This window comes from Nocardia glycosmidis (assembly GCF_052545115.1).
Genome location: NZ_JBQWRH010000025.1, coordinates 13312 through 35460, shown reverse-complemented (window position 1 = coordinate 35460; position 22149 = coordinate 13312). Strand labels below are relative to the sequence as shown.

The following is a 22149-nucleotide window of genomic DNA, read 5'->3' as shown; positions in this document are numbered from 1 at the left end:
AAGGAAATCCCGTGGGCACCCCCGCGAATCGTCAACTGCACCTGGGCTATATGTATTGGCTCAACGGCACCCATTGGGGTGGCTGGCGCCTGCCCGAGGCACCCACCGCCAACGCCTTCGAACTCGACTACGCCGCCAAGGCCGCCAAGATCGTCGAGGAAGCCAAGTTCGACTTCTTCTTCCTCGGCGACACCCTGCCCGGCGACATCTACCAGGAGCACTGGGGCACCACCCACAACGCGGGCAGGCTGGAGCCGTTCACGCTGGCCTCGCAGCTGGCGCTGACCACTTCCACGATCGGTCTGGTCGTTACCGCGCACCCCACCTACTACGAGCCCTACATTCTGGCCCGGCTCACCGCGTCGCTGGATCACCTGAGCAAAGGCCGCTTGTCGTGGAACGTGGTACTCGGCGCATCCGATCTGGCGGCGCAGAACTTCAGCCTGCCCGACCTGGGCGGTGAGCGCCGCTACGCCCGCGCCGACGAGTTCATCCGGGTCATCCGCCGGCTGTGGGACAGCATCGAGGATGGCGCCTACCTGCAGGACAAGGCCAGCGGGCACTACCTCGACCCGACCAAGGTCCACCGCCTCGAACACAAGGGTGAGTTCTTCCAAGTCGCGGGCACCCTGCCCATGGCCCGGCCGCCGCAGGGCCAGATCCCGCTGCTGTACGCGGGCGCGTCGGAGCTCTCCCGCGAACTGACCGCGCGCCACTGCGAACTCAACTTCACCGGGCCCGCGAGCATCGAGGACTCCGTCGATTTCAACAGCGACATCCGTCAGCGGGCACGCCGCATCCACGGCCACGATGTCCCGATCTTCTTCCTGCCCGGCATATCCCCGGTCATCGGTGACACCCGCGCGGACGCCGTGGAGATCTTCGAGCGCCTCAACGCCGGACTGCCGCTGGACGAGGACCCCATCGACGGCGACAAGGACGAGCAGTTCTGGAGCAACAACGCGTGGACGGCGATTCAGCAGTCGCGCTTCCCGCTGCCGCGCGGGGTGCGCAGCCTCCGCGCGCTGTCGGAGCGGATCGGCGTCGACGTGCGTGGCGGCGGCCTCGACGCTGTCATCACCACCGCCATCGCCGCCGGCTTCAACGACTACGGCAGGCAGCTGCTGGACGCGGTTGCGGCTCGGACCGACCGCACCGTGGAAAAGAGCGCGGTGCGCGCAGGCGATTTGCTGCGCAATGCCATCGGCGGCGGTTTCCCGCAGGTCATCGGAACCGCCTACGACGTGGCCGATCGGCTCATCGAATGGTTCGACCGGGGCGCCGCCGACGGCTTCAACATCAATTCCCCCTACCTGTGGGACCAGCTGGAACGGTTCACCGCAGAAGTGGTGCCGATCCTGCAGGACAAGGGGGTCTTCCGCACCGAGTACACCGCCGACACCTTCCGCGGCCACTTCGGCCTGCCGGTGCCGCCCAACCAATTCGCCAACAATTCCTGACTCCACCAAGGACGTTTGATGACTGACATAAAACTCCCGCTCGGTCAGCGGCGCGGCCTGTTCCGCACCGAGTACGAGGCCGTCACCCTGCCGGGCCTGCTCGAGACGGACAACGGCTGATGGCGCCGGAACCGGCGATCCCAGCCGGGTATCGTGCGCTCGGCAGGTCGGGGCTCGTCCTGTCGGAGCTGGGCATCGGGGCGAGCACATTCGGACGCTCCGGAATGCGAGCCGTGGACCCCGAACAGGTCCAGGCCATCGTGGACCGGGCCATCGATCTCGGCATCACCTACTTCGACTTGGCCGAGGGGTACGGCGACCGGACTGGACTCAGCGAAGAACTGTTCGCGAGAGCGCTGGGCAGCCGACGCGAAAGCGTGGTCATCGGAACGAAGTTCGGTCGCTCGCTGCTGGCCGACCGGGGGCCGTCGTATGCGCTGACCGGATCGCGCAAATACATCGTGGCGTCGGTGGAGGACTCGCTGCGGCGGCTGAACACCGACTACATCGACCTGTATCAGATTCATTTCCCCGACCCGCACACGCCGATCGAGGAGACTTTGGCAGCCCTCGATACATTGGTTCGCTCAGGCAAGGTCCGCTACATCGGCGCGTCGAACTTCAAGGCGTGGCAGATCGCCGATGCCGAACATGTCGCCACGCGGGGCGGATACCCGCGTTTCGTCTCGACCACCGACGAGTACAACCTCACGTGGCGCAAATCGGAAGAGGAACTGATCCCCGCGTTACAGCACTATGGCCTGGGTTTCATTCCGTACTTTCCGCTGCAGAACGGTTTGCTCACGGGCAAATACCGCGCGGGTGATGCCCCGCAGGGCGCGAAGATCACCAACCTGAAGCGCTACCTGCTCGAGACCGCGCCCTGGGACGCGCTCGAGCGGTTCGCCAAGTTCGCCGCCGAACGCGGGGTGGCACCGTCCGCGCTGGCACTGGGCTGGCTGCTCGCTCAGCCGACGGTAACCAGCGTCATCGCCGGCATCACGGTGCCCGAACAGCTGGACGAGAACCTGACCGCCACCCGCTGGGTGCCCAGCCCGGAAGAGGAAAGGGAACTGCGCGAACTGTTCACCGGGGACCTTTCCGGCGGGCCGGGTGTGGTCGACAAAGGTTGACGGCAGCGCTTTCACCAGCGCCTTCAACGCTTGCGAAGCATGCACGTCGGCGGCTGAAACTGCCATGGACAGCGGAATTCCCGCGCGGCCGGACAAGATCTGCTGCTCGGAACCAGGTTTACCCCGATTGGTCGGATCCCGGTTCACCCACGGCCGGGACCGCCGCGTCAGCGACTGGATAAGGGCAGCGGCATATCCCGGGCCGCGTTCGGTCATCAACCGACATCGTCGGCTCAGGCCGGCGGTCCAGGTGGTGCGGAGGAATCGCCGGCCAGGGCGGCAAAGGCGTGGTGCAGGTCGGCAGTCACTGTGACGCGATCGAAGGCGGTCGCGCCGATGAAGTTCCGGGCGCGTAACTCGTCGAGCCAGGCGAGCAGCCCCCGATAGTGTCGATAGGGGTCGAGGAGGACCAGGGGTTTGTTGTGCAGGCCGAGGTCTGCGTTGGTCCAGGCCTCGAGGAACGTATCGGTGGTGCCGACACCACCGGGCAGGAACAGGTGCGCATCCGCGCGATTGTCCATCTCTCGCTTGCGTTCTCGCCAGGATGGGGTGGTGGGCGATGCGCCGGCCGAATCAGGGTGCGTCTCGTCGGCAGCGACAACCGCGACAGTGCGGCCGCTGTGTGCTCGTGCTGCCCTCGCAACAGCACCCAGCATGGCGGCGCTGCCGTCGGATTCGACCAATCTCCAACCACGGCAGGCAATTTCAGAACCGACGCGAGTAGCCAGGGCAAGTTGCACGGGATCGGTGCTCGTTGCCGAGCAATGGACACCGATGGCGTGCCGTCGTGTCGATGGTGGAACGGACCGCTGCCGGCCTGATGCGGGCGGCGCTGCGCGGGTTTCTCGCACGTCGGTCATGTGCGCTTCTCAGCCGAATAGACTTGTGAATACGGCATATTGCTCGTGACCGTGTTCGGCGTGCGCGCGGGCTACTGCGTCGGCAAGTTCAGCCGATACAGGATCATCGTTGGTGACACCGAGAAGATCCTCCGGGTGCGTCCCGGTGCGCTCACACCACTGGACGATCGCTTCGAATCCGTTGATCGAGGCGACAAATCGACGTTGCGCGGTATGGCTCCAGGCCGTGACGAATTCATCGAGCAGACCCGCGTCGATCATTCGAGTCGCTCGATCCCGGAGCCGATCGAAGTAGTCCGAATCGCTACCTGGGTCGAGTACTCGAGCGTGGAGCGGAAAAGGTGATCGGCGATGATAGCGCGCGAAGTGACGCAGGACAGAGATCGAACCGCCCTCGACAACGACGACAGGGTAGTGCGCGGCGAGATCGCGTACGTGTGCCAGCAACCTTGCGGCGGCTTCCTCTGTCGGGTAATCACCGTCTTGGACAAGCCGGTCGTCGAGATGGTGCCGGTCGGCCGTATCGGTGAACCGCGCGCTTGTCGTCTCGAGGTCGACGTAACACTGAATGCGATCGGCCACGACCACCGGTGCGCCGATGCGCTCCGCCAGATCTGTCGCCGCCTCGGTTTTTCCGGAGCCCGTTGGTCCCGCGATGAGTTGTATCTGTGCGGGTAGGCCGCCCCTCGCGGTCGCCGTAGATGTCCACTCCGAATCGGCGGGCGATTCTTGCAACCGGTTGTAGCTGCGCACGATCACTGAGCTCCATCTCGTGTCGGTGGATTGATTGCGATCCGGCGATCCGGCGCCGTTCGGTTCGGGTTGGAAGCGAATTTCTGGCCTTATCTCGCGATTCGCACATACGCGTTGATCAGGTGCCCTTCATAGAAAAGCGCCGTGCTCGCCCGCATAAATGCAATTTCGCGACAATGCCGTAATGTCCTGTGAACAAAAGTATGTCGTAATCACCGGCAAGGCAATACTCATTTTAAGAAAGCGAAGCGCCGGGTTTTCCACATGTGTCAATCCCGTGGCCGCACGTTGTGATCAGAGGAGACTGCGTGGCGTGCGCTTGCGAGTGCTGCATGCCGATCCGATGTCAGATCGCGGCGGATAGCAGTGGTAAGAAACTATGAGCGAGACCCAGGGCGGGTCTCGCCCAGTCCCGGAGCCGTGTCCGGGATCTGCACCGCGCAGTCGGGACGGCGCCGTCCCGACTTTTCAAACCAGGGGGTTTGTATGTTCAACCGGCAAACCGCGGGCCGCGAACTGGATCGGCTTGTTGTCTTTATCTCATCGCATATCGACGCGATCGGCGACGCGATGACGGCTGCGATCGACCTCGTGGTCGCCGCGCAACGGCAGCTGCCGCCAGTGCATCGGGCGCGAATCAAGCATCTGATTCAGCAGTTCAGCATGGATCTCATAGAAAATTTCCGCGAGAGTGCAGAATTGAATCTCCTGAAAGTCGATACACTTCGCGAGATAGGTCACGCCTACGCCGAACTGAACTGCACCGAAGCAGAGGTCAGATCGGCCACCAACACGGCTGTCAGCAGTATCGTGAAATACCTTTTCGAGCAGAGCGCGGAGTCCGTTTTCAGCGGGCTCATCGAGTTCACCGCCTACTATTACGAAGGGGCGGAAAGATTCAATCAGATCATCTTTTCGGAATTTCGTTCCCACCTTTCCGAATTGGGTCGCGAAATCAGCCCGGCGGAGCTGATCGGGCAGGCCTTGCTGTACGGTGACGATTCCGATCCGGCAGCGCGTGACGTGGATCGGAACGTTCGCTATACCGTTGCCATGGTTGTCAGTGAGAACAGCGACCTCACAGAAGGCGGCAGAGGTATCTGGAGTAGGTTCCTGGATAACATCGAAGATTCCCATGTCTACTGGGCGCTATCCGATAATGCGCTGGTGCTCATCTTCCCCGAGTCGAGCAAATTTTGTTTTGCCGAGGAAACGCATAGACAGGTATCCCATTGGATCGGCGCGCGGTGTTGGGTAACAATATTCGAGGAGCAAAAGATATCCAAAATTTCCCGAGCGGTTGCCGAGTGCCGAGAAAGCTATGCCTGCTTGCGTCGTCTCGGATACGCGCCGGGCGTATACAATGCAAGGTCGACGCTCTTCGAGCGAGTGATACTCAGCGCAGACCCGGAAATCCTGGAAGAGGTCAAAAAAATAGTACGCCCGGTCATCGACCGGCCGAAGCTGGCGGAAACGCTCTTCGCGTGGATAACGCACCGTGCACGGAGAGGTGCTACTGCGAAATCTCTCGGCATCCACCAACGTACGCTCGACTATCGATTGCGGCAGATCAGAGAAATCACCGCATTCGATCCTGCCGACAACTCCACGCTCGGTCTCCTGCATTGCGCCGCCATCGCGTGGTCGGCCGACCGGAAAAGCTGATCGACTCGGCACCCGGCGACCGCGCCGTTACCTGCTCCGGATCCGGACGCGCCGGTTCACTGCCGGCTACTCACCTTCGCCAGTATCGCCGCGGCCATGGCGGGGGGATCGCCGTCGCTGGGCCGCAGCACGATCTCGGGCGCGGCTGGGGCCTCGTACGGGTCGTCGATACCGGTGAAGCCGCGGATCTCGCCCGCGCGGGCCTTGGCGTACATCCCCTTGGGATCGCGCGCCTCGCAGACCTCGAGTGGTGTGTCCACGAAAACCTCCACAAAGGACAATCCGGCCTGTATGTGTGCTGCGCGGACGCGGGCACGATCGGCGCGGTATGGGCTGATCGACGAGACGACCGCCACTACGCCGGCGTCGGCGAACAACTGCGCGACCTCCCCGACCCGCCGCACGTTTTCGGCCCGATCCGCGGCACTGAATCCGAGATCGGCATTGAGGCCGTGCCGCAGGTTGTCGCCGTCGAGCAAGTAGGCGGGCCGTCCCGCGGCGACCAGTCGCCGCTCGAGTTCGACCGCGACGGTCGACTTTCCCGACGCCGAAAGGCCGGTCAACCACAAGGTCATGCCCCGGGTCGCGCGTTCGTCACGGTCTACCGCGGCGGGATGCCAGACGACATGGGACGCAGGCAGGCTCGGTCCGGTGATCATGTCGGTCCCGACCGTGTCGTCGGTCGCGTCATCCACCACGACGAAACTGCCGGTGACGTAGTGGGAGTGGTCGGCGTTGGCGCCGAAACCGTTGCCCGGTGCGATGATTGATACCTCCGCCGGTCCGCGCTGAATGTCCGATGGCACATCGCAAGCGGGTGACGCGCCGGGTAGTGGTGTTCGACACCGCGGCATGTGGTGAATGGCGGCGCTGCCGGTAGCGATCGCATGGGCGGCGTCGTGGCCTGGCCGCCTCACTCGCCGAAAGCGACCGGCAGCACGGACATGCAGCGTACGGTGGCCGTAGGCCGCCGGACCGGCTTGCCGGCCAGTCGTAGCGGCACAGGATTCTCCAGCAGGCAGACGATGAGCGCCCGGATGGCAATCTGGCCGACCAGCGCGCCCACACAGGCGTGGGTGCCCCAGCCGAAACCCAGATGCCGGTTGGGGTGGCGGTCCAAGACGAGTTCGTCAGGGTTGGGAAACTGCTCTGGATCGCGGTTCGCGGCGGCGAGTGCGGTCATCACGAGCTGACCGGGTTCGATCGTGACGCCCCTGATCTCGGTGGCGCGCACTGCGACCCGGCTGGTTCCCTGGACCGGGCCGTCGAACCGAACGAGTTCGTGCACCCCTGTGCTCAGCAGCCGCTCGTCCCGCAGCCGCTCCAGCGCCTGGGGGTGCTCCAGCAAGGTGAGTACCGCATTTCCCGCGGTGGCGAAGATGGTGCCGTAGCTGGAGTTGAACATCAAGGCGACACTGTTGTGAATGTAGTGCTCCGGCACCTGGGCCCGCGCGGCGTTGGCCTTCACGTCCTTCAGCAGCCCTGCGCTCGCCTCGGCGGCAAACCACTCGTCTGCCAGGGCGTTGACCCTCAGACGGGCCTGGTCGCCGCGTTCGGCGTTCTCCGGCCGGAGGCTGGCGTCCATGCGCAGCGCGATGCTTTCCGAGATTTCCAGGTAGCTGTCGTGGTCGGGCGCTTCCACACCGAGGAGGTCGGCCGTGATGGACAGCGCGACCGGTGACGCGACCTCGGTCATCCAGTTGAACGACGGGCGCCGCGACAGGTCGGAGAACCGCCGTCGGATATGTTCGCGGGCGCGCTGAGCGATGCCATCGAGGTCCTGTGCGTGCAAGGAGTTCATGATCAGGCTGCGCAGCGGCGCCTGTCTCGGCGGGTCCAGCGACTGCAGGTGCTGTCGGGACTTCGGGATCTCCTCGCCGGTGGGGGTCCAGTTGATGGCGAACGTAGTGTGGTCGAGCAGTATTTCCCGGCAGTCACGGTAGCGCGTCACCACCCAGGACCGGATACCCTCGTGCCAGAAGATCGGATGCTCTTTCTGCAGCAGCATATAGCGCGGGTACGGATTCTCCAGCATTTCCGGATCGAGTGGATCGAAGAGCGAAATTTGCGTCACGCAGGTGCCTACCTATTCACTCGGGCGCTCACCGAAACGGCAACGGAATCGGTCATCGAACCGACGCCAGAGGATCCGTCCCCGATGCATAAGAATACAATTCGAGAATCTTTCCGTATCTTTCGTTGAACATGGCTTCGTGGGACTGCGTGAAGTGTTCGCGCCAACCCCCGATCTGTCCCTTGAGAAAGGTGAACGAATCTTTGTCGAAAAGCTGTTCGGCAATTTTTTCCACGTCGGCGTCGGCTCCGAGAAAATCGATGACCCGCTGCACGGCGGCCCGCTGCCGCGTCTCGGAGCCGCCACCGGACGGGCCGACCAGCTCCTCGAAGGAAACCTTGCACACGTCGGGGTGACGCAGCAGCCAGAGAGCATTCTCGAAGGCGTCGGCGCCCGGGAAGGTGGGGTCGGTCAGCGCGAGGTTCAGCCGGTCGTCGAAAGTCTCGGCGGTCCGGAGGATATCGCCGTGGATACGGAGCCGCCCACCGAGCACTACCGTGCGCGGCAAACTGGAGCCACTCACCCTGCCCGGGCTCTCCCCGGACAGGAAGTTCACCATCGAAACCAGCACATCCCGAGGATCTCGATAGTTGAAGATGATCCGCGGCTTTCCAGTATCGGACCATTGCCGCAAGAAGAACTCGTCCACTCGGTCGAGAGCCAGCTCGTGCAGGAACCAGCAGGTGTTATCCGGGGTATCGACGAAGGATTTCGCCTCCGGGCGGGACAACGCTCGGACCGTCAAAGCGTTGAGCGTCTCGCCATCGCGCTCGTCATTGACCGCGAGCCCTCGCTGGAGTATCCCGAGACGGAGTCGCCAGGACTCGTTCAACGCGACTATGGCCCGTTTCATCCCCCGGTCGACGACGGCAGGATCGCAGCACCCGACGAGTTCATCGAGCTCGTCCGGCAAATAGATCAGCTGTAGTACCCGCCACATCTGCTCGGCAGGCAGCACCGGCTGCTCCTGCGGGCTGCTGAATACCGTGCCGCGCAGCGCGTAGCCGAGCGCTGAAATCACTTCACGCACCAGATGGGTACCGGACTTGGCTAACGAGACCACGACGACATGGGGGGCTTTCGCGGTGTCTGCCCACGGTGTGAGCTGGTAGCGCGCAGGGCGGTCCGGCCGGCGCCGCGCGGGCGCCCGGCCGGCCGACCCGAGCGCTGTCCCTTTTTGCGTGGACAGCGCAGTACGGAATTCCCGGCTTGCGCCCGCGGGAATCGTGGTGGTGAGCTTGTTCATCTCATTCCTCTTTGCGTCCGGCAGATTTGCGCCCGGCAGAAAAATAATGGCACTGGAATGCCGGACTTGCCGGCGTCGCCGGAGGCGCACGGCAAGCCCGGCAAAGTGTTATGGCAGAAGGTCACCAGGTGTAGATGTACGGTTGCAGCATGTCGTCTCCTCCCTCCGTAGAATTGAGGGCGATTTCGCCTCTCGCCGGGTCACTGCCGGCCAGGTCAGTATTTCGATCGAGTCTTCGATTGTCAACACTTTCTCTCCTGCGGCACCGGCCGCTACGTTCGTATCCATGAACAAACTCGACAACAAAGACGTCAATATTTCCAAAGGTGACAACAAGGAGGTCAATATTTCGAAAGGTGACAACAGCGGCATCGATACTTCCGAACGTGACAACAATAAGGTAGATATTTCCAAAAGTGACAACAGCGACGTCGATTTCGATCCAGCGGCAATCGGCGACAGGCTTGCCGATGTTTATGACGGCTGGTATTCGTCGCCCGTCCAGGGGGCTGCGGAGATCGCGGCGACCGTCGACTTCCTGCACGCCCGGGCAGGTGCGGGGCCTGCGCTGGAACTGGGCGTCGGAACCGGTCGTATCGCCGTTCCCCTCGCCGCACGCGGGGTGCCGGTCGTCGGCATCGACATCTCCCCGCGGATGCTCGACCGGATGGCCACCAAGCCGGGTGGCCGGGATGTTCGGGCTGTGGTCGGTGACTTCGCCGAGGTAGCCGCCTCCGGAGGCCCGTTCGGGCTGGTGTACGTGGTGTTCAACACCTTCTTCGGTCTGCGGAGTCAGGACGCGCAGGTGCGGTGCTTTGTGAATGTTGCCGCCGCCCTGCGACCAGGCGGGCTGTTCGTCATGGAGGCCGGCGTGCCCGCCCCCACCCGGACCGACCGCGACCACCATGTCCAGGTCGACGACGTAGCAGGGGACACCATCCGGCTGAGTCTTTCGCTGCGCGAGCCGATCTCGCAGCAGCTCCGCATCAGCCATATCGTGATCGAGCCGCACCAGACGACGAACTATCCGGTTGAACTGCGCTACGCCTGGCCGAGCGAACTGGATCTGATGAGCCGAATCGCCGGCTTGCGCCTCGCCGAGCGATACTCCGGCTGGGCCGGTGAGCCCTTCACCTCCAGCAGCCCCAACCACATCTCCGTCTGGCGGAAACCGGAGTCCTGACCCCCGCCCGAAGGACACCACGGCCGCCGCTCCCACGACCGCGGCAGGGTCGGGCACGGCGCGGCCACCGAGACCACCAACCGGAACAAACCCCGGCTTCCACGGCCGGGCCCGCCCGCTCTCTGCGCAGAGTGCCGCGCGCAGGGAGCCGTGAGCTCGATGAGTTGCTCGCAGGTCAGGTCTGTCATTGCGGCGTGCCGCAACGGCTTCCGTTCTCGATCATGAATGGCATCTCGAGGTACGGCACGAACAGAGGTCACGGAGATTTGTAGAGTTTCTCGAGGAGTCGGCCGAGTTCTGCGCGCTCGGCCGGATCCAGTCGTTGCACCACGTCTTTCTCGACTGCGTGATGTGATCCGACCGCCTTTTTCATGGCATCTCTGCCTGCTCGAGTCAATTCGACGAGGACCTTCGTCTCGCGGTGGGATGCTCTTCTCGAGTGACGTAGCCATCGCGTTCCAACTTCTGTAGCGCTGCGCTTATGGTCGGCCGGGAAACTTCGATCAATTCCGCCAATTTTGAGGGTTCGAGTGGGCCGAGCACATGGATATTCGCCATGATGCGAAAACCTGCCCAGGTCCACCCCAGAGGCCGATGAACCTCGAATTCGAGGCGATGCTCGGCGTGTCGCGCGATGCGGATGAGGTGCCACACGATCGACATGGCGTCCAGGTCTGCGGGCGCCTGGCCGTCAGGCAGTAGATCAAGGAGCGTGGCTTGGAACTTCTTCCCATCTTCGACATGTACAGCAGAATTATCCCACCGCCTCCCGGCTGCCCGTGCAGCACGGACACCCAGCCATAGAGGTCTGCTCTGGTGCGCGAGGCGCACTCAGCATCTCGGCGGCTTCGAGACCTGGCGGCCGGTTGAGGATCGGCGCAGGCATGACCGGCGTCGCGTACGCGCGGCGAGGCGCTCCGGCCCGAGATCCGGCCTGAGCCGGAGTCACACAAACATGGCAGATGACTATTGACGGCCACCTGTTAGACGTCTAATGAGACACGGCGGCACCCAGTCTCCCCGTAGACGGCGGCATGACCATGGGTTACTGATAGTCGATTCACCGATTCGGGGCTTCCGCCCCGATGGTGAACTGCTGCACGTTCGCACATGTTCGCAAAAGGGTGATTGTTGAACGACTTATCGCTCTGATTCATCGCTGAACAGCGATGAATCCAATGGGGTCGTCCACGAATGCATAATGGCCGCTGCTCCCCGCCCCCTACTACCGGCCCCCTTGGCTACGCGAGGTCGGATGCTTCCTCGGGCCGAGACGTCCGGGACGATCTGGTGCGCGGCGGAGGATCGAGCGAGTGAGGGCGTCGCCGTCCTCGAGCATCGCGAGATGCCCGACTCCGCGAAGGTATTCCAGCTCGGCATCCGGCACCGCCTCGTACTGGTGCGCTGATGCCGGGTCCCAACGCGGGTCGGAATCTCCGAAGATCACGAGGAGGGGCTTTCCGGAATCGACGAGGCGCTGGGGCACAGTCCGCGTGGTGATGTAGTTGATGTTGGCCGCTAGAATCGCGCGGAACGCTCGATAGGACGTTCTTCGCAAGTCGGCCAGGGCCCCGTCCGGCACTGTGATCGGGGCCGCCGCAGTCGCCACCAGGCCGCGGCGGATCAGCGAATCGGTACGGATAGCCCACACGAGCGGACCGAAGGGCGGCGAGGCGAGCATCCGGATGATCGCCGGCTCAGGAAGAAGCGCCGCGGGACTCGGCCCCGTGCTGACCAGAACCAGATCGCCGACCAAGTCGGGACGGTGTTCCGCGAGAGCGGTAGCGACGTACCCTCCGCTGGAGTGACCGACCACCGTCAGATTCCGGGCGCCCAGCTCATCCAATACCGCCGCCACCCGCTCCGCCTGCTGCGGTACGGCGTACGTCGACACCGGTTCGGACCGGCCGCAGCCCGGAAGGTCGATCGTGATCACCCGATACTCGGTGGCGAGCGCCGGCACCACCGGCTCCCACGTCGAACCAGTCGCGCCCGAGCCGTGGATGAGCAGCAAGGGCGGCGCTGCCGGATCCCCGTCGATCACGACGTGCAATCCGTGGACTGTCATGTTGTTGCCTGTCCGGGCGGGACTCGATTCGCTCATGCCGACAGTTTCGTCACCGGCTCCTCACGCCGTATTGGACGAATGTCACGCTATCCCGTTCTGGCTAGCCTGGGACATATGACCACAACGGGCAGATGGGACTGGAACCGGGTGGATGTGACCGTCCCGGCCCGGTTACCGGCTCCGGGAGTCCAGATGGCGGGTTTCCGTTACCACGACGTCGCATCCGTCGATATCACGATGATTCCACATCCTTTGGTCACGCTGCTGCTCGATCTCAGCGAGGCCGGCGGCGTCTACGACGTTCCCGGGCGGCTGGTCACGGGGAATGTGATCGTCGGCCTCCGGGCCGGCGCCTTACGTATCACCGGTGCGGAAGCCGGTGACGTCCTGCAGATCCGAGTGTCCCCCGTTGTCGCCGCGGCGATTCTCCGAGACACCGACATCATCGGCGGCACCGTGATACCGCTGCCGGAGCTGTGGGGGAGCTGCGTCGGCATCTTGACCGAGCGACTCCGCTCGACGCCGTCGTGGGACGACCGGTTCGCACTCGCAGCCGCGTTCCTTCGAAGCCGGCTACCTCGCGGATTCGGTGTAGCACCCGAGATCGCGTACGCCTGGGACCGGACCGTCAGCACCAAAGGCCTGCTCCGAGTCGAAACCCTTGCCGCAGAGACCGGCTGGACCCGGCAGCGGCTCTGGTCCCGCTTCCGCACCCATCTCGGGATTTCACCCAAGCATGCGTCCGAACTGGTCCGCTTCGACCGTGCCGCCCATCTCCTGGCCGCAGGGCGCTCGCCTGCGGATGCCGCCGCCGAGGCCGGCTACGTCGACCAATCCCATCTTCACCGTCGAACCAAGGCGATCACCGGTATGACCCCCACCCTCGTCGCGGTGGCGCCATGGCTGGCGATCGACGAAGCCGCCTGGTCGACAACCTGATCTCCGCGTCCGAACGAACATCGACGGCCTGTCTGCCGGGTGTATGAGGACGGGGTGAGTACCGCCTGGTCCTGTGAGGCCGGAGTCCTGCTCCGCCGGATCTGCTGGGTCGTGGTCGGCGTTGCGGGCCGGTCCGCTTCGTTCAAACTGCGCTTCGTCGCGACAACGCCTCGAGCGCACGTATGGCTTCCGCGGTCTCCCGCTGGGCTTCCGCCTGTGCGAGGGCAGCATGTGCCTGCGCCTGCGCGATCACATTGCGCCGCTCCGCTTCGCTGACCGTTTCCCCGGTGAGGCCATTGAGTAACGCCTCGGCGCGCTGCTTGTGAGCGATGTAGTCATCCATCGGGCGATTCTCGCACCCTCCCCGTCGTGTCCCGTGCGATGCCTGTATGCCGCGTGCGCGACATGGGGTTCCGGAACCCAGAGAAAGTCTCACCAGTGGCGACATTGCCATCTCGCTCCTTCGCCGGATGGGGACGGGCCGCGCCGGAGGGGTTCGTCGGACACATCAGTGATGCAAGTCACTTCTATCGGAAGTCATTATTGGAGCCAATTCTGCACGCTTAGGGCCAGCTTGGATCGGCTATACCCAGCTGAATTTCGCCTATATCGGGGGTAATCAACGTGAAAGCCATCCGATTCGGCCCTTGCGCAGCTCGCCGCTAGGCGGCATATTGGCTACCAATCTTGTCTACAAAGAGAACGCTGTCATCGGAGGATGCAGATGAACCGACCCGCGGCGCAGAGCGGCGCCGACCTCGACGTCCCGGTCCTGATCGTCGGCGGCGGCCCGGCCGGGCTCACGGCCGCGCTGGAGCTGGCCAGACGCGGCATCGATGGGCTATTGGTCGAGCGGCGCGCCTTCACGGCCCACTTTCCGCGAGCGCACCTGCTCAACGTTCGTACGATGGAGACCTTCCACGACGTGGGAGTGGCGGAGCAGGTCTACCAGGAGTCGCCGCCCGAGGATCAATGGCACAAGTGCGCCTGGTACACCTCGCTCGCCGGCCCGACGGTTTTGCACGGCCGCAAGATCGGCGAGGTCCCGGCATGGGGCGGCGGAGCGGACGCGGCCCGCTACGCGGACGCGAGCCCGCGCAGGTTCGCAAACCTCCCGCAGTTGCGGCTCGACACCATCCTCGCCGACCATGCCACGCGAGCCTGGCCGGGGCGAGTCCGAGCGCAGCAGGAACTCATCGGCCTGGACCTCGACGACACCGGCGCGACGGCGACGGTCACCGACCGTGACAGCGGCCGCTCGTACCGGGTCCGCGCCCGTTTCGTGATCGCCGCCGACGGTGGGCGAACGTGCGCGGGGCTGTTGGGTGTCGGGGTCACCGGTCCGCGGGCCCTGCTGGACATCGTCAGCGTCTACTTCGCCGCCGACCTCTCCTCCTATGCCGACCCGGAGGCGCTGCTCACCTACTTCATCGCACCCTCCGGCCAAGGCAGTTTCTCCGGGGCGCTACTGGCGCTCGGCCCGGGCCGGTGGGGTGCGCAGTCGCCGGAATGGTCGCTGAGCTTGGCGTATCGCATCGGCGACCCGGCGGCGCACGACACCGACGCGATTGTGCGGCAGGCACAGGAAGTCCTCGGCCTGCCCGGTCTGGATATGGACGTGCGCGCGATCAGCCATTGGCAATTCGAGGGCGTGGTCGCCGACCGTTTCCGCGTCGGCCCCGTGTTCCTCGCCGGCGATGCGGCGCACCGGCATCCCCCTACCGGGGGCCTCGGACTGAACACGGCAATCGGTGACGTGACGAATCTGGCCTGGAAGATCGCGGCGGTTCTGCAAGGTACGGCCGCGGAGACGCTGCTGGACAGCTACGAGAGCGAACGGATGCCGGTCGCGGCGCGCAACGTCGAGCACTCGCTGCGCAACGCGGGACGGCACGCGCCGGTGGCCGCCGCACTGGGCCTCGCGAAGGGGCAGTCGGACGAGGAAGGCTGGGCGCAGATCGCCGTATGGGCCGCCGATACCCCCGAGGGTGCGCGGCGGCGTACCGCTTCGGATTCTGCGGTGGCGCACAACGCGGAGGATTACGGCCAGCTCAATATCGAAGCCGGGTTCGTCTATGAGGCCGGTGCGGTCATCCCCGATGGCACACCGCCACCCCTAGGACACGACTCGGCCACCGAATTCAACCCGACAGCGCGGCCGGGACACCACATCCCGCATGTCTGGCTGGTCCGGGATGGTGAGCGATTGTCCACCTCGGATCTGGTCGCGCCCGAAGGGATGACGCTGTTCGTCGACCATGCGCATGCGGCGGTTTGGCGCCGTGCGGCCGAGACCGTCACCTGGGTCCGGCTCACCCTCGTCGAGGTCGGTGGCGAACTGGCCGACCCGTCGGGGGAGTGGACATCCATGCGCGGCACTGCCCCGGACGGGGCCCTCCTCGTCCGCCCCGACCGCCACGTCGCATGGCGCGCCGCGACGGCTCCCGCCGATCCGACCGCTGAGCTGGCCGCGACGCTGCAGCTACTACTACGCCCCGCGCCGGCTCCCGCACGAGTCCGTGGCGACTTGGCCGGGATCACCGATGCCGGCGAGGCCCTGCGGGTGGGGCCGGCGCGAGACGCGCGCTTGTTCAGCGTCCTCGAATGAGGCCGATCAGGAGGGAATTGCCATGGCAGAGATTGTTTTCGGGGCGGCGACATCACATAGTCCGCTGCTGGCCGTACCGCCGAATATGTGGGCGGAGCGTGCTGACCAGGATCGGGTGAACCCCGAACTCTACGATGCCGCGGGAGTCATCCGGAGCTTCGACGACCTCGCGGCCGCAGCCGGCGACCGGTTCGCCCAGAACTGCACACCCGGCGCCTGGGCGGAGAACTGGCGGCGGTGCGCGGCGGCGCTCGCGAGGTTGCGCGAGGATTTCCGTCGTATCGCCCCGGACGTCGTCCTGATCGTCGGCGACGACCAGCGCGAACTGTTCACCGAGACCAACCAGCCGGCCATGGCGATCTCCGCGGCCGCGGCGATGACAACCGGCGTGCTCGACGACCACGACTCGGAATTCCTTCAGGAGGCGGCTCGTAGCTACCTGATGGACGCCGAGTTCACCTTCGCCGGCCATGCGGCGCTGGCGGCGGATCTGGTCCGCGGCCTGATGACCGAGGGCTTCGATATCGGCTGGATGGCCGACGCGCCGCCCGGAACGGGATTCGGTCATGCCTACGGCTTTCCGATTCACAAGTTCCTGCAGCCGGACCCCATCCCGGTGATCCCATTCATGCTCAATACCTACTACCCGCCCAACCAGCCGAGCCCCACGCGCTGTTTCGAACTCGGGCGCGCGCTGCGTGCGGCGGCCGCGGCGTCGCCGATCGATGCCCGGATCGCTGTTCTCGCTTCAGGTGGCCTGAGTCATTTCGTCGTGAACGAGGAACTGGATCGCCGGGTACTCGAGGCGATCGCGAACAAAGACAGCGAGGCGCTGTGCGGGCTACCGGCCGCGCTGCTCAACAGTGGGTCCTCCGAGATCCGGAACTGGATCACCGTGGCCGGCGCCATGGAGGGCCGAGCGGTCGACTGGTCCGAGTACGTGCCCATCGTGCGGTCGGCGGCTGGAACCGGCTGCGGCATGGGCTTTCTGAGCTGGCATTAGAAAGGAAAGGAATAACGTGGCGCGACATTCGATCGAGGTGCCCGGCCTGCATCACGGCGATCTACCGATCCCGCAGGCGTGTGTGGTGGGCAATCTGCTGGCCTCCAGCGGGATCTCCCCGCTCGACCCGGCGACGGGAGCGGTGCCGGAGGGTACCGAGGAGCAGGTGGAGCTGGTGTTCGCGAACGCCCGCCGGGTGCTCGAGGCCGCGGGCGGCAGCCCCGAGAACGTGGCCAAGTGCACCGTCTTCGTGCGCGACAAGGCAATCCGCCCGGTCATCGACAAGTACTGGACCGAGATGTTCCCCAACGAAGCGAGCAGGCCGGCCCGGCACACGCTGCGGATCGACCTGGCCGAGCCGCTGCAGATCCAACTCGAGATCCTCGCCCTGCTCGAAGAAGGCGGACGCCCATGATTATCGACGCACACGCCCACCTCGTCGCCCCGGACGGGCTCTATGCCTATCGCGCGGCCCTGCTCGCGGACGGCGGCTACCATGCCGGCGGGCCCAAGATTGCGGACGACGCGCTGGCCGAGGCGGCCGCGGGAAACGTGGCCGTGATGGATTCGGTGGGGACCGACCTGCAGCTGCTGTCGCCCCGGCCCTTCCATCTCGGTACCTCGATGAAGCCGGATCGGCTGGTGGACCCGTGGGTGCGGGCGAACAACGACACCATCGCCCGGACCGTTGCCCTGCACCCGGATCGGTTCGCCGGAGTCGGCGCGCTGCCGCTCGTACCCGACCGCCCGGTCGACGTCGCGTTCGCCGAGCTGGACCGGATCGTGGACCTCGGCTTCGTCGGCGTGCTGATCAACCCGGACCTGCACGAGGGTCGTGGCACCACTGCGACACTCGGCGACCGGTACTGGTATCCGCTGTACGAGAAGCTGGTCGAACGCGACCTTCCCATGCACGTCCACTCCGCGGGTTGCTACAGCGAGCGCGAGACCTACAGCGAGCATTTCGTCACCGAGGAATCCATCGCGATCCTGTCCATGCTGCGCAGCCCGGTCTTCGCCGACTTTCCCTCGCTGCGTGTGATGATTTCCCACGGCGGCGGCTCCGTGCCTTACCAGATCGGGCGCTGGCAGGCCGAGGCCCTGCACCCCGCACTGGGCGGTAGCCCGCAGGCGGAGCGCTTCGAGACCTCGTTGCGCAGATTCTGGTTCGACAGTGTGCTGCACCACCCACCGTCACTGGAGTTGCTGTTACGCACCGTCGGTGCGGACCGTGTGCTGTTCGGGACCGAGAAGCCGGGCAGTGGCAGCGCCCCCAACCCGGACACGGGCCGCGACTTCGATGACATCAAACCCGTCATCGAGGGCTTCGGATTCCTCTCGGACACCGATCGCAGTGCCGTGTTCGAGGACAACGCGCGGTTGGTGTTCCCAGCCCTGAAGAATGTGGCGGGCCGTCGATGAACGACCTCGTGAAACGGCTCCGCGCACTGGATACTTGCGCCGTGTCCGACGCCCTGGATCGGCACGGCCGCACCGGCGTTGTCCACGGGCTGCGGCCACTGGCCGCCGACCGGCCCCTGGCGGGCCGGGCGGTCACCGTCCTGCTGGGCCCGCCACCCGCGCAGCACGCGGGATCGCCGCAGCGGCATCTCGGGACCGCCGCCGTCGACGCCTCCGGCCCGGATGACGTCGTCGTGGTTGCCCACCAGGGTCGCATCGACTGCGCCGGCTGGGGTGGCCTGTTGTCGCGTGCCGCCGCAATACGTGGCGTCGAAGGCGTGGTGGTCGATGGGGCAGCCCGCGACCTGAGCGAGGCGAGCGAAGTGGGACTGCCGGTGTTCGCGCGCGCCGCTACACCTGTCACCGCCCGGGGGCGGGCGGTCGAGCTGGCCTGGGGTGAGCCGGTCGAGATTGCCGGAATACCCGTCGCCCCCGGTGACCTCGTCCTCGCTGACGCCGGCGGGGTAGTGGTTGTCCCGGCGGGACAGGCGCAGGACGTGCTGGCCACTGCGGAGCGGATCGTCGCCACCGAGGCGGCCATGGCCACCGCGATCCAGGCGGGGACTCCGGTCTCCAGCGTGATGGGCAAGACATACGAGGAGCTGACCGATGGTAACCGCTGATCAGACACCGAAAACCCGGCTGGCCGCATTGCCGACCTCCGCGGTCTCCGACGCACTGGACCGCCTCGGCATCGCGGGGCAGGCCCTGGGCATCACGCCCCTCGACAGGTCGTTCCGGCTGGTCGGCCACGCCTGGACGGTTCGATACGGGCCCGTCGGGCAGGACCGTGGCACGGTCGGTGACTTCATCGACGACCTCGGCCCGGACGATGTCGTGGTGCTCGACAACCAGGGCCGTCTCGACGCCACAGTGTGGGGTGACCTGCTCACGTCAACCGCCCATAGCCGGAGTATCGCCGGAACGGTGATCGATGGTGTCTGCCGGGACGTGGACCGCAGCCTCACCCTCGGCTACCCGATCTTCTCCCGGGGCAATTGGATGCGCACCGGCAAGGATCGCGTCCGGGTCGAGGGCACTCAGGTGGCGGTGTCGGTCGGCGGCGTCCGGGTCGAGCCGGGTGACCTGCTGCTCGGCGACGGCGACGGATTGGTGGCGATCCCCTTCTCCCGTGTCGATGAGGTGCTGACGGCGGCGGAGGAGATCGAGCGCGCGGAAGAGAGCATTCGCCGGGCCGTCGAGGCCGGAACATCGCTGCGGGAAGCCCGCCGTACGCATGGCTATCACGACCTGCAGCACCTGACCGGACGGACGTCATGACACCGACCGGCGGGGGCGGTATCGAGTTGAGTTCGGCCACGGTGCACGAGGCGGCCGGCCGCATCGGTTCGTTGCCGTCGGCGATCAAGCCGCTGTCCCCGGACATGCACCTGGCGGCACCGGCGTTTCCCGTGCGGGTGCCACCGGGGGACAACCTTTGGCTACATCGCGCGGTGTACGCGGCCCGCCGTGGTGAGGTGCTGATCGTCGATACCGGTGGCGGTCTCGAGTACGGCTACTGGGGTGAGATCCTGGCCGAGGCCGCGATCGCCCGCGGCCTCGCGGGCCTGGTGATCAACGGTGGAGTCCGCGACTCCCGGCAGCTGATCGAGCTCGGCTGGCCCGTCTTCGCCGAGCGGCTCTGCGTCCGTGGCACCGGGAAGGACCCGCACGGTGACGGCGAACTGGGCGAACCCGTCCAGTTGGGCGAGGTCGTCATCGGTCTCGGTGACCTCGTCGTCGCCGATGCCGACGGAGTCGTGTGCATTCCCGCGGCGCGCGCCGACGACGTCAGGAACAGATCCGTCGAGCGTGAACGAACTGAGACCGAGTACATCCAGCGGCTGCGTGCGGGAGAAACAACCGTGGCGCTCTACGGTCTGCCATGAGCTTTCGTCCGGCGGCTGGCGAGCCTGCCGCTGCTATAGTGCGAGCGGTGGTGCTCAGCGAACAGGGGCGGGTCACGCCGAGGAAGGTGGTTGCGATCGCGTCCGCGTCCACTGTCCAGAACCGAAGCGTCGCGGATGTGATCAACCGGTTACGGGACATGATCATCAATCGTGCCCTCCTGCCGGGCCAGCAGATCCGACAAGAGGAAATGGCTCGCGTGCTGGGGATCAGTCGGGTGCCGCTGCGGGAGGCGCTGCGGGTACTCACGACCGAAGGTCTGTTGACGCATCGGCCGCACCAGGGCTATTTCGTCACGAGGCTCAACGCCGAAGAGCTCGGGCAGATCCACAACCTGCTCGAGTTCCTGGAGACGGAGCTGATCCGGACGGTGCGCTGGCCCACCGGCGATGAGGTGACCCGATTGCGCGGCATCAACCGGGAGATCGCCACCGCCGCGGTGGCACGGGATGTCTCGGCGGTCAACCGGCTCAACCGGGTCCTGCACCGGGAGATCTTCCAGCTGTCCCCGATGGCGGTGTATCTGGCCGAGGCCGAGAAATTCTGGACCATGTCCGAGCCGTACCGTCTGCTGCACGTAGCCACCACGGACACCGCGATCGCCACCGAAGAGCACGATCAGCTCATCGACGCGCTCGCTGCCCGAGACCGGGCCCTGTGCCTGCGGATCCTCGCTCGCCACCGGCGCGAGACCCGTGCGGCCGCGCTCACCATGCTCGCCGGTGACATCGGATACGGCGTGGAGTTCGGCACCGGGCAGTAGCACGCAGGCCGGCTGGACCGCTCAGCGGTGGCGTTTGTGGTACTCGCGTGGGGTGCTGCCGAGGTGGTCGGCGAAGGCGCGCCGGAAGGCCGCCTCGCTGATGTACCCGACGGCAGTCGCGACGCGGGCGACCGCGAGGTCGGTCGTGGCAAGGAGTTTCGCGGCGGTCGCCATTCGCCAGCGGATGAGATAGGAGTGCGGGGTTTCGCCGACCGCCTCGGCGAACCGGGCAGCGAAGGCCGATCGCGACAGGCCGCAGGCCGACGCGAGCGCGGCGACCGACCAGGAATGCCCGGGGTCGGCATGGATCAGCGTGATGGCGGGCGCGATCAACGGGTCGGCGAGGGCTCGAAAACCGGGTGGGCCGCTGCTGTCGTGGGTCTCCAGCCGCAGGGCGAGGATCAGCAGGATCTCCGCGAGGCGGCTCATCAGCCGGGTACTCGCCGGACCGGGTGACGCACTCTCCTCGATCATCGTGTCGGCGATGTGCCGCAGCGGCCTGGACCCGGCCAGGCCGTTCCCGGGGACATGGATCACCGCGGGAAGGCTGTCCCACAGTGGCCCGCGCGGCGCGTCACCCATCTGCATCAGGCAGCACACGAAGGAGCTGCCGGGGTCGTCGCCACGAGTCAAGCGCAGCGGCTGCGGCGTCGCCGTACCGGCGGGCGGGAGGGTGAACGTCCAGGTGGTATCCGGCGGGTCGGAGCCGTCGTGCAGGTATCCGGCCGCGCCGTGCGGGCGGATCACGACATCCCCTGGCTTGGTCACGATCGGCGCGGCGCCCGGTGCCGGGACCAGGTGACTCTCACCGGCGACCTGGACCAGAACCACCAGCAACGTGGTCGGCGCACAGTTCACCCGCCACGGCGTGGTGAGGTCGATCCGGCCCGCCACGACGGTGGTCAGGCGATGCACATCCAGTAGGGACGCGAGCACGTCGACGTCCGCGGCGGCCGGGTCGGCCAGGGGTTTCTGCGGTGGCATCGGTTCTCCGTACTATCCATCGCCAGCTCGGCCAGCATTGG

21 protein-coding genes and 1 pseudogene are annotated in these 22149 nt (G+C 65.8%); 13 read left to right on the top strand and 9 right to left on the bottom strand.

The features are described 5' to 3' along the window. Positions 1-11: 11 nt before the first annotated feature. Both ACT86A_RS24865 and ACT86A_RS24860 read left to right on the top strand, forming a co-directional pair. Positions 12-1460, top strand: coding sequence for an NtaA/DmoA family FMN-dependent monooxygenase (locus tag ACT86A_RS24865; protein ID WP_445094629.1), 1449 nt, complete (start codon positions 12-14; stop codon positions 1458-1460). Positions 1461-1579: 119 nt separating this feature from the next. Next, positions 1580-2593, top strand: a complete 1014-nt coding sequence (locus ACT86A_RS24860; protein ID WP_445094628.1) for an aldo/keto reductase — start codon at positions 1580-1582, stop codon at positions 2591-2593. A gap of 233 nt (positions 2594-2826) precedes the next feature. Here the strand turns inward: ACT86A_RS24860 and ACT86A_RS24855 are convergent, their stop codons facing one another. Together ACT86A_RS24855 and ACT86A_RS24850 are read right to left on the bottom strand one after the other, a co-directional pair. Further along, a complete protein-coding gene (locus ACT86A_RS24855; protein WP_445094627.1) occupies positions 2827-3453 on the bottom strand; it encodes an LOG family protein in 627 nt (208 codons plus the stop codon). Between the two features lie 9 nt (positions 3454-3462). Next, positions 3463-4206: an isopentenyl transferase family protein gene (locus ACT86A_RS24850; RefSeq protein ID WP_445094653.1), complete on the bottom strand. Its 744-nt coding sequence runs from the start codon at positions 4204-4206 to the stop codon at positions 3463-3465. Between the two features lie 486 nt (positions 4207-4692). Between ACT86A_RS24850 and ACT86A_RS24845 the strand changes: the two genes are divergently transcribed. Continuing rightward, positions 4693-5871: a PucR family transcriptional regulator gene (locus tag ACT86A_RS24845; protein ID WP_445094626.1), complete on the top strand. Its 1179-nt coding sequence runs from the start codon at positions 4693-4695 to the stop codon at positions 5869-5871. A gap of 56 nt (positions 5872-5927) precedes the next feature. Here ACT86A_RS24845 and cysC read toward each other — a convergent pair. The 3 genes and pseudogenes from cysC to ACT86A_RS24830 form a co-directional block, all read right to left on the bottom strand. Further along, positions 5928-6587 (bottom strand): annotated as a pseudogene (gene cysC, locus ACT86A_RS24840) (adenylyl-sulfate kinase); the annotation flags it as partial. Positions 6588-6784: 197 nt separating this feature from the next. Continuing rightward, the gene (locus ACT86A_RS24835; RefSeq protein ID WP_445094625.1) at positions 6785-7945 is read right to left on the bottom strand and encodes a cytochrome P450; all 1161 of its coding nucleotides are present in this window, start codon (positions 7943-7945) and stop codon (positions 6785-6787) included. A 52-nt stretch (positions 7946-7997) separates the two neighbouring features. Continuing rightward, positions 7998-9191, bottom strand: a complete 1194-nt coding sequence (locus tag ACT86A_RS24830) for a sulfotransferase family protein (protein ID WP_445094624.1) — start codon at positions 9189-9191, stop codon at positions 7998-8000. Positions 9192-9333: 142 nt separating this feature from the next. Between ACT86A_RS24830 and ACT86A_RS24825 the strand changes: the two genes are divergently transcribed. Continuing rightward, positions 9334-10374 carry a class I SAM-dependent DNA methyltransferase gene (locus tag ACT86A_RS24825; RefSeq protein ID WP_445094623.1) on the top strand — a complete coding sequence of 347 codons (1041 nt, stop codon included), beginning with the start codon at positions 9334-9336 and terminating at the stop codon, positions 10372-10374. Positions 10375-10767: 393 nt separating this feature from the next. On the opposite strand, the gene ACT86A_RS24820 is transcribed toward ACT86A_RS24825, so the two are convergent. Both ACT86A_RS24820 and ACT86A_RS24815 read right to left on the bottom strand, forming a co-directional pair. Beyond that, the gene (locus ACT86A_RS24820; protein ID WP_445094622.1) at positions 10768-11037 is read right to left on the bottom strand and encodes a MarR family transcriptional regulator; all 270 of its coding nucleotides are present in this window, start codon (positions 11035-11037) and stop codon (positions 10768-10770) included. A gap of 562 nt (positions 11038-11599) precedes the next feature. After that, entirely contained in the window at positions 11600-12478 is an 879-nt protein-coding gene (locus ACT86A_RS24815; protein WP_445094621.1) for an alpha/beta fold hydrolase, read from the bottom strand. Between the two features lie 78 nt (positions 12479-12556). Here ACT86A_RS24815 and ACT86A_RS24810 point away from each other — a divergent pair, with 78 nt between their 5' ends. Beyond that, a complete protein-coding gene (locus tag ACT86A_RS24810; protein ID WP_445094620.1) occupies positions 12557-13381 on the top strand; it encodes a helix-turn-helix domain-containing protein in 825 nt (274 codons plus the stop codon). Positions 13382-13523: 142 nt separating this feature from the next. Here the strand turns inward: ACT86A_RS24810 and ACT86A_RS24805 are convergent, their stop codons facing one another. Next, entirely contained in the window at positions 13524-13724 is a 201-nt protein-coding gene (locus ACT86A_RS24805; RefSeq protein ID WP_445094619.1) for a hypothetical protein, read from the bottom strand. A gap of 381 nt (positions 13725-14105) precedes the next feature. Between ACT86A_RS24805 and ACT86A_RS24800 the strand changes: the two genes are divergently transcribed. From ACT86A_RS24800 to ACT86A_RS24765, 8 genes are read left to right on the top strand one after another with little or no spacing between them, the layout of a single operon-like run. Beyond that, a complete protein-coding gene (locus ACT86A_RS24800) occupies positions 14106-15989 on the top strand; it encodes an FAD-dependent monooxygenase (protein WP_445094618.1) in 1884 nt (627 codons plus the stop codon). Between the two features lie 22 nt (positions 15990-16011). Then, the gene (locus ACT86A_RS24795; protein ID WP_445094617.1) at positions 16012-16992 is read left to right on the top strand and encodes a DODA-type extradiol aromatic ring-opening family dioxygenase; all 981 of its coding nucleotides are present in this window, start codon (positions 16012-16014) and stop codon (positions 16990-16992) included. Positions 16993-17008: 16 nt separating this feature from the next. Then, positions 17009-17407: a RidA family protein gene (locus ACT86A_RS24790; RefSeq protein ID WP_445094616.1), complete on the top strand. Its 399-nt coding sequence runs from the start codon at positions 17009-17011 to the stop codon at positions 17405-17407. Continuing rightward, positions 17404-18414 carry an amidohydrolase family protein gene (locus ACT86A_RS24785; protein ID WP_445094615.1) on the top strand — a complete coding sequence of 337 codons (1011 nt, stop codon included), beginning with the start codon at positions 17404-17406 and terminating at the stop codon, positions 18412-18414. Before ACT86A_RS24790 ends, ACT86A_RS24785 begins: the two co-directional genes overlap by 4 nt. 8 nt (positions 18415-18422) lie before the next feature. Then, on the top strand, positions 18423-19076 hold the full coding sequence (locus ACT86A_RS24780; protein WP_445094614.1) for an RraA family protein: 654 nt from the start codon (positions 18423-18425) through the stop codon (positions 19074-19076). Beyond that, positions 19063-19734 carry an RraA family protein gene (locus ACT86A_RS24775; protein ID WP_445094613.1) on the top strand — a complete coding sequence of 224 codons (672 nt, stop codon included), beginning with the start codon at positions 19063-19065 and terminating at the stop codon, positions 19732-19734. Before ACT86A_RS24780 ends, ACT86A_RS24775 begins: the two co-directional genes overlap by 14 nt. Then, complete coding sequence (locus ACT86A_RS24770; RefSeq protein ID WP_445094612.1) at positions 19731-20342, top strand: RraA family protein; 612 nt, start codon at positions 19731-19733, stop codon at positions 20340-20342. Before ACT86A_RS24775 ends, ACT86A_RS24770 begins: the two co-directional genes overlap by 4 nt. Next, positions 20339-21124, top strand: coding sequence for a GntR family transcriptional regulator (locus tag ACT86A_RS24765; RefSeq protein ID WP_445094611.1), 786 nt, complete (start codon positions 20339-20341; stop codon positions 21122-21124). Before ACT86A_RS24770 ends, ACT86A_RS24765 begins: the two co-directional genes overlap by 4 nt. A gap of 21 nt (positions 21125-21145) precedes the next feature. On the opposite strand, the gene ACT86A_RS24760 is transcribed toward ACT86A_RS24765, so the two are convergent. Beyond that, positions 21146-22108, bottom strand: a complete 963-nt coding sequence (locus ACT86A_RS24760) for an AraC family transcriptional regulator (RefSeq protein WP_445094610.1) — start codon at positions 22106-22108, stop codon at positions 21146-21148. Positions 22109-22149 lie beyond the last annotated feature (41 nt).

Excerpts from the sequence above, each read along its gene's own strand:
- ACT86A_RS24860 (WP_445094628.1), top strand. The coding sequence starts at position 1,580 with ATGGCGCCGGAACCGGCGATCCCAGCCGGGTATCGTGCGCTCGGCAGG.
- ACT86A_RS24855 (WP_445094627.1), bottom strand. The coding sequence starts at position 3,453 with ATGACCGACGTGCGAGAAACCCGCGCAGCGCCGCCCGCATCAGGCCGG.
- ACT86A_RS24845 (WP_445094626.1), top strand. The coding sequence starts at position 4,693 with ATGTTCAACCGGCAAACCGCGGGCCGCGAACTGGATCGGCTTGTTGTC.
- ACT86A_RS24830 (WP_445094624.1), bottom strand. The coding sequence starts at position 9,191 with ATGAACAAGCTCACCACCACGATTCCCGCGGGCGCAAGCCGGGAATTC.
- ACT86A_RS24820 (WP_445094622.1), bottom strand. The coding sequence starts at position 11,037 with ATGTCGATCGTGTGGCACCTCATCCGCATCGCGCGACACGCCGAGCAT.
- ACT86A_RS24815 (WP_445094621.1), bottom strand. The coding sequence starts at position 12,478 with ATGAGCGAATCGAGTCCCGCCCGGACAGGCAACAACATGACAGTCCAC.
- ACT86A_RS24810 (WP_445094620.1), top strand. The coding sequence starts at position 12,557 with ATGACCACAACGGGCAGATGGGACTGGAACCGGGTGGATGTGACCGTC.
- ACT86A_RS24805 (WP_445094619.1), bottom strand. The coding sequence starts at position 13,724 with ATGGATGACTACATCGCTCACAAGCAGCGCGCCGAGGCGTTACTCAAT.
- ACT86A_RS24800 (WP_445094618.1), top strand. The coding sequence starts at position 14,106 with ATGAACCGACCCGCGGCGCAGAGCGGCGCCGACCTCGACGTCCCGGTC.
- ACT86A_RS24795 (WP_445094617.1), top strand. The coding sequence starts at position 16,012 with ATGGCAGAGATTGTTTTCGGGGCGGCGACATCACATAGTCCGCTGCTG.
- ACT86A_RS24785 (WP_445094615.1), top strand. The coding sequence starts at position 17,404 with ATGATTATCGACGCACACGCCCACCTCGTCGCCCCGGACGGGCTCTAT.
- ACT86A_RS24775 (WP_445094613.1), top strand. The coding sequence starts at position 19,063 with ATGGTAACCGCTGATCAGACACCGAAAACCCGGCTGGCCGCATTGCCG.
- ACT86A_RS24770 (WP_445094612.1), top strand. The coding sequence starts at position 19,731 with ATGACACCGACCGGCGGGGGCGGTATCGAGTTGAGTTCGGCCACGGTG.
- ACT86A_RS24765 (WP_445094611.1), top strand. The coding sequence starts at position 20,339 with ATGAGCTTTCGTCCGGCGGCTGGCGAGCCTGCCGCTGCTATAGTGCGA.
- ACT86A_RS24760 (WP_445094610.1), bottom strand. The coding sequence starts at position 22,108 with ATGCCACCGCAGAAACCCCTGGCCGACCCGGCCGCCGCGGACGTCGAC.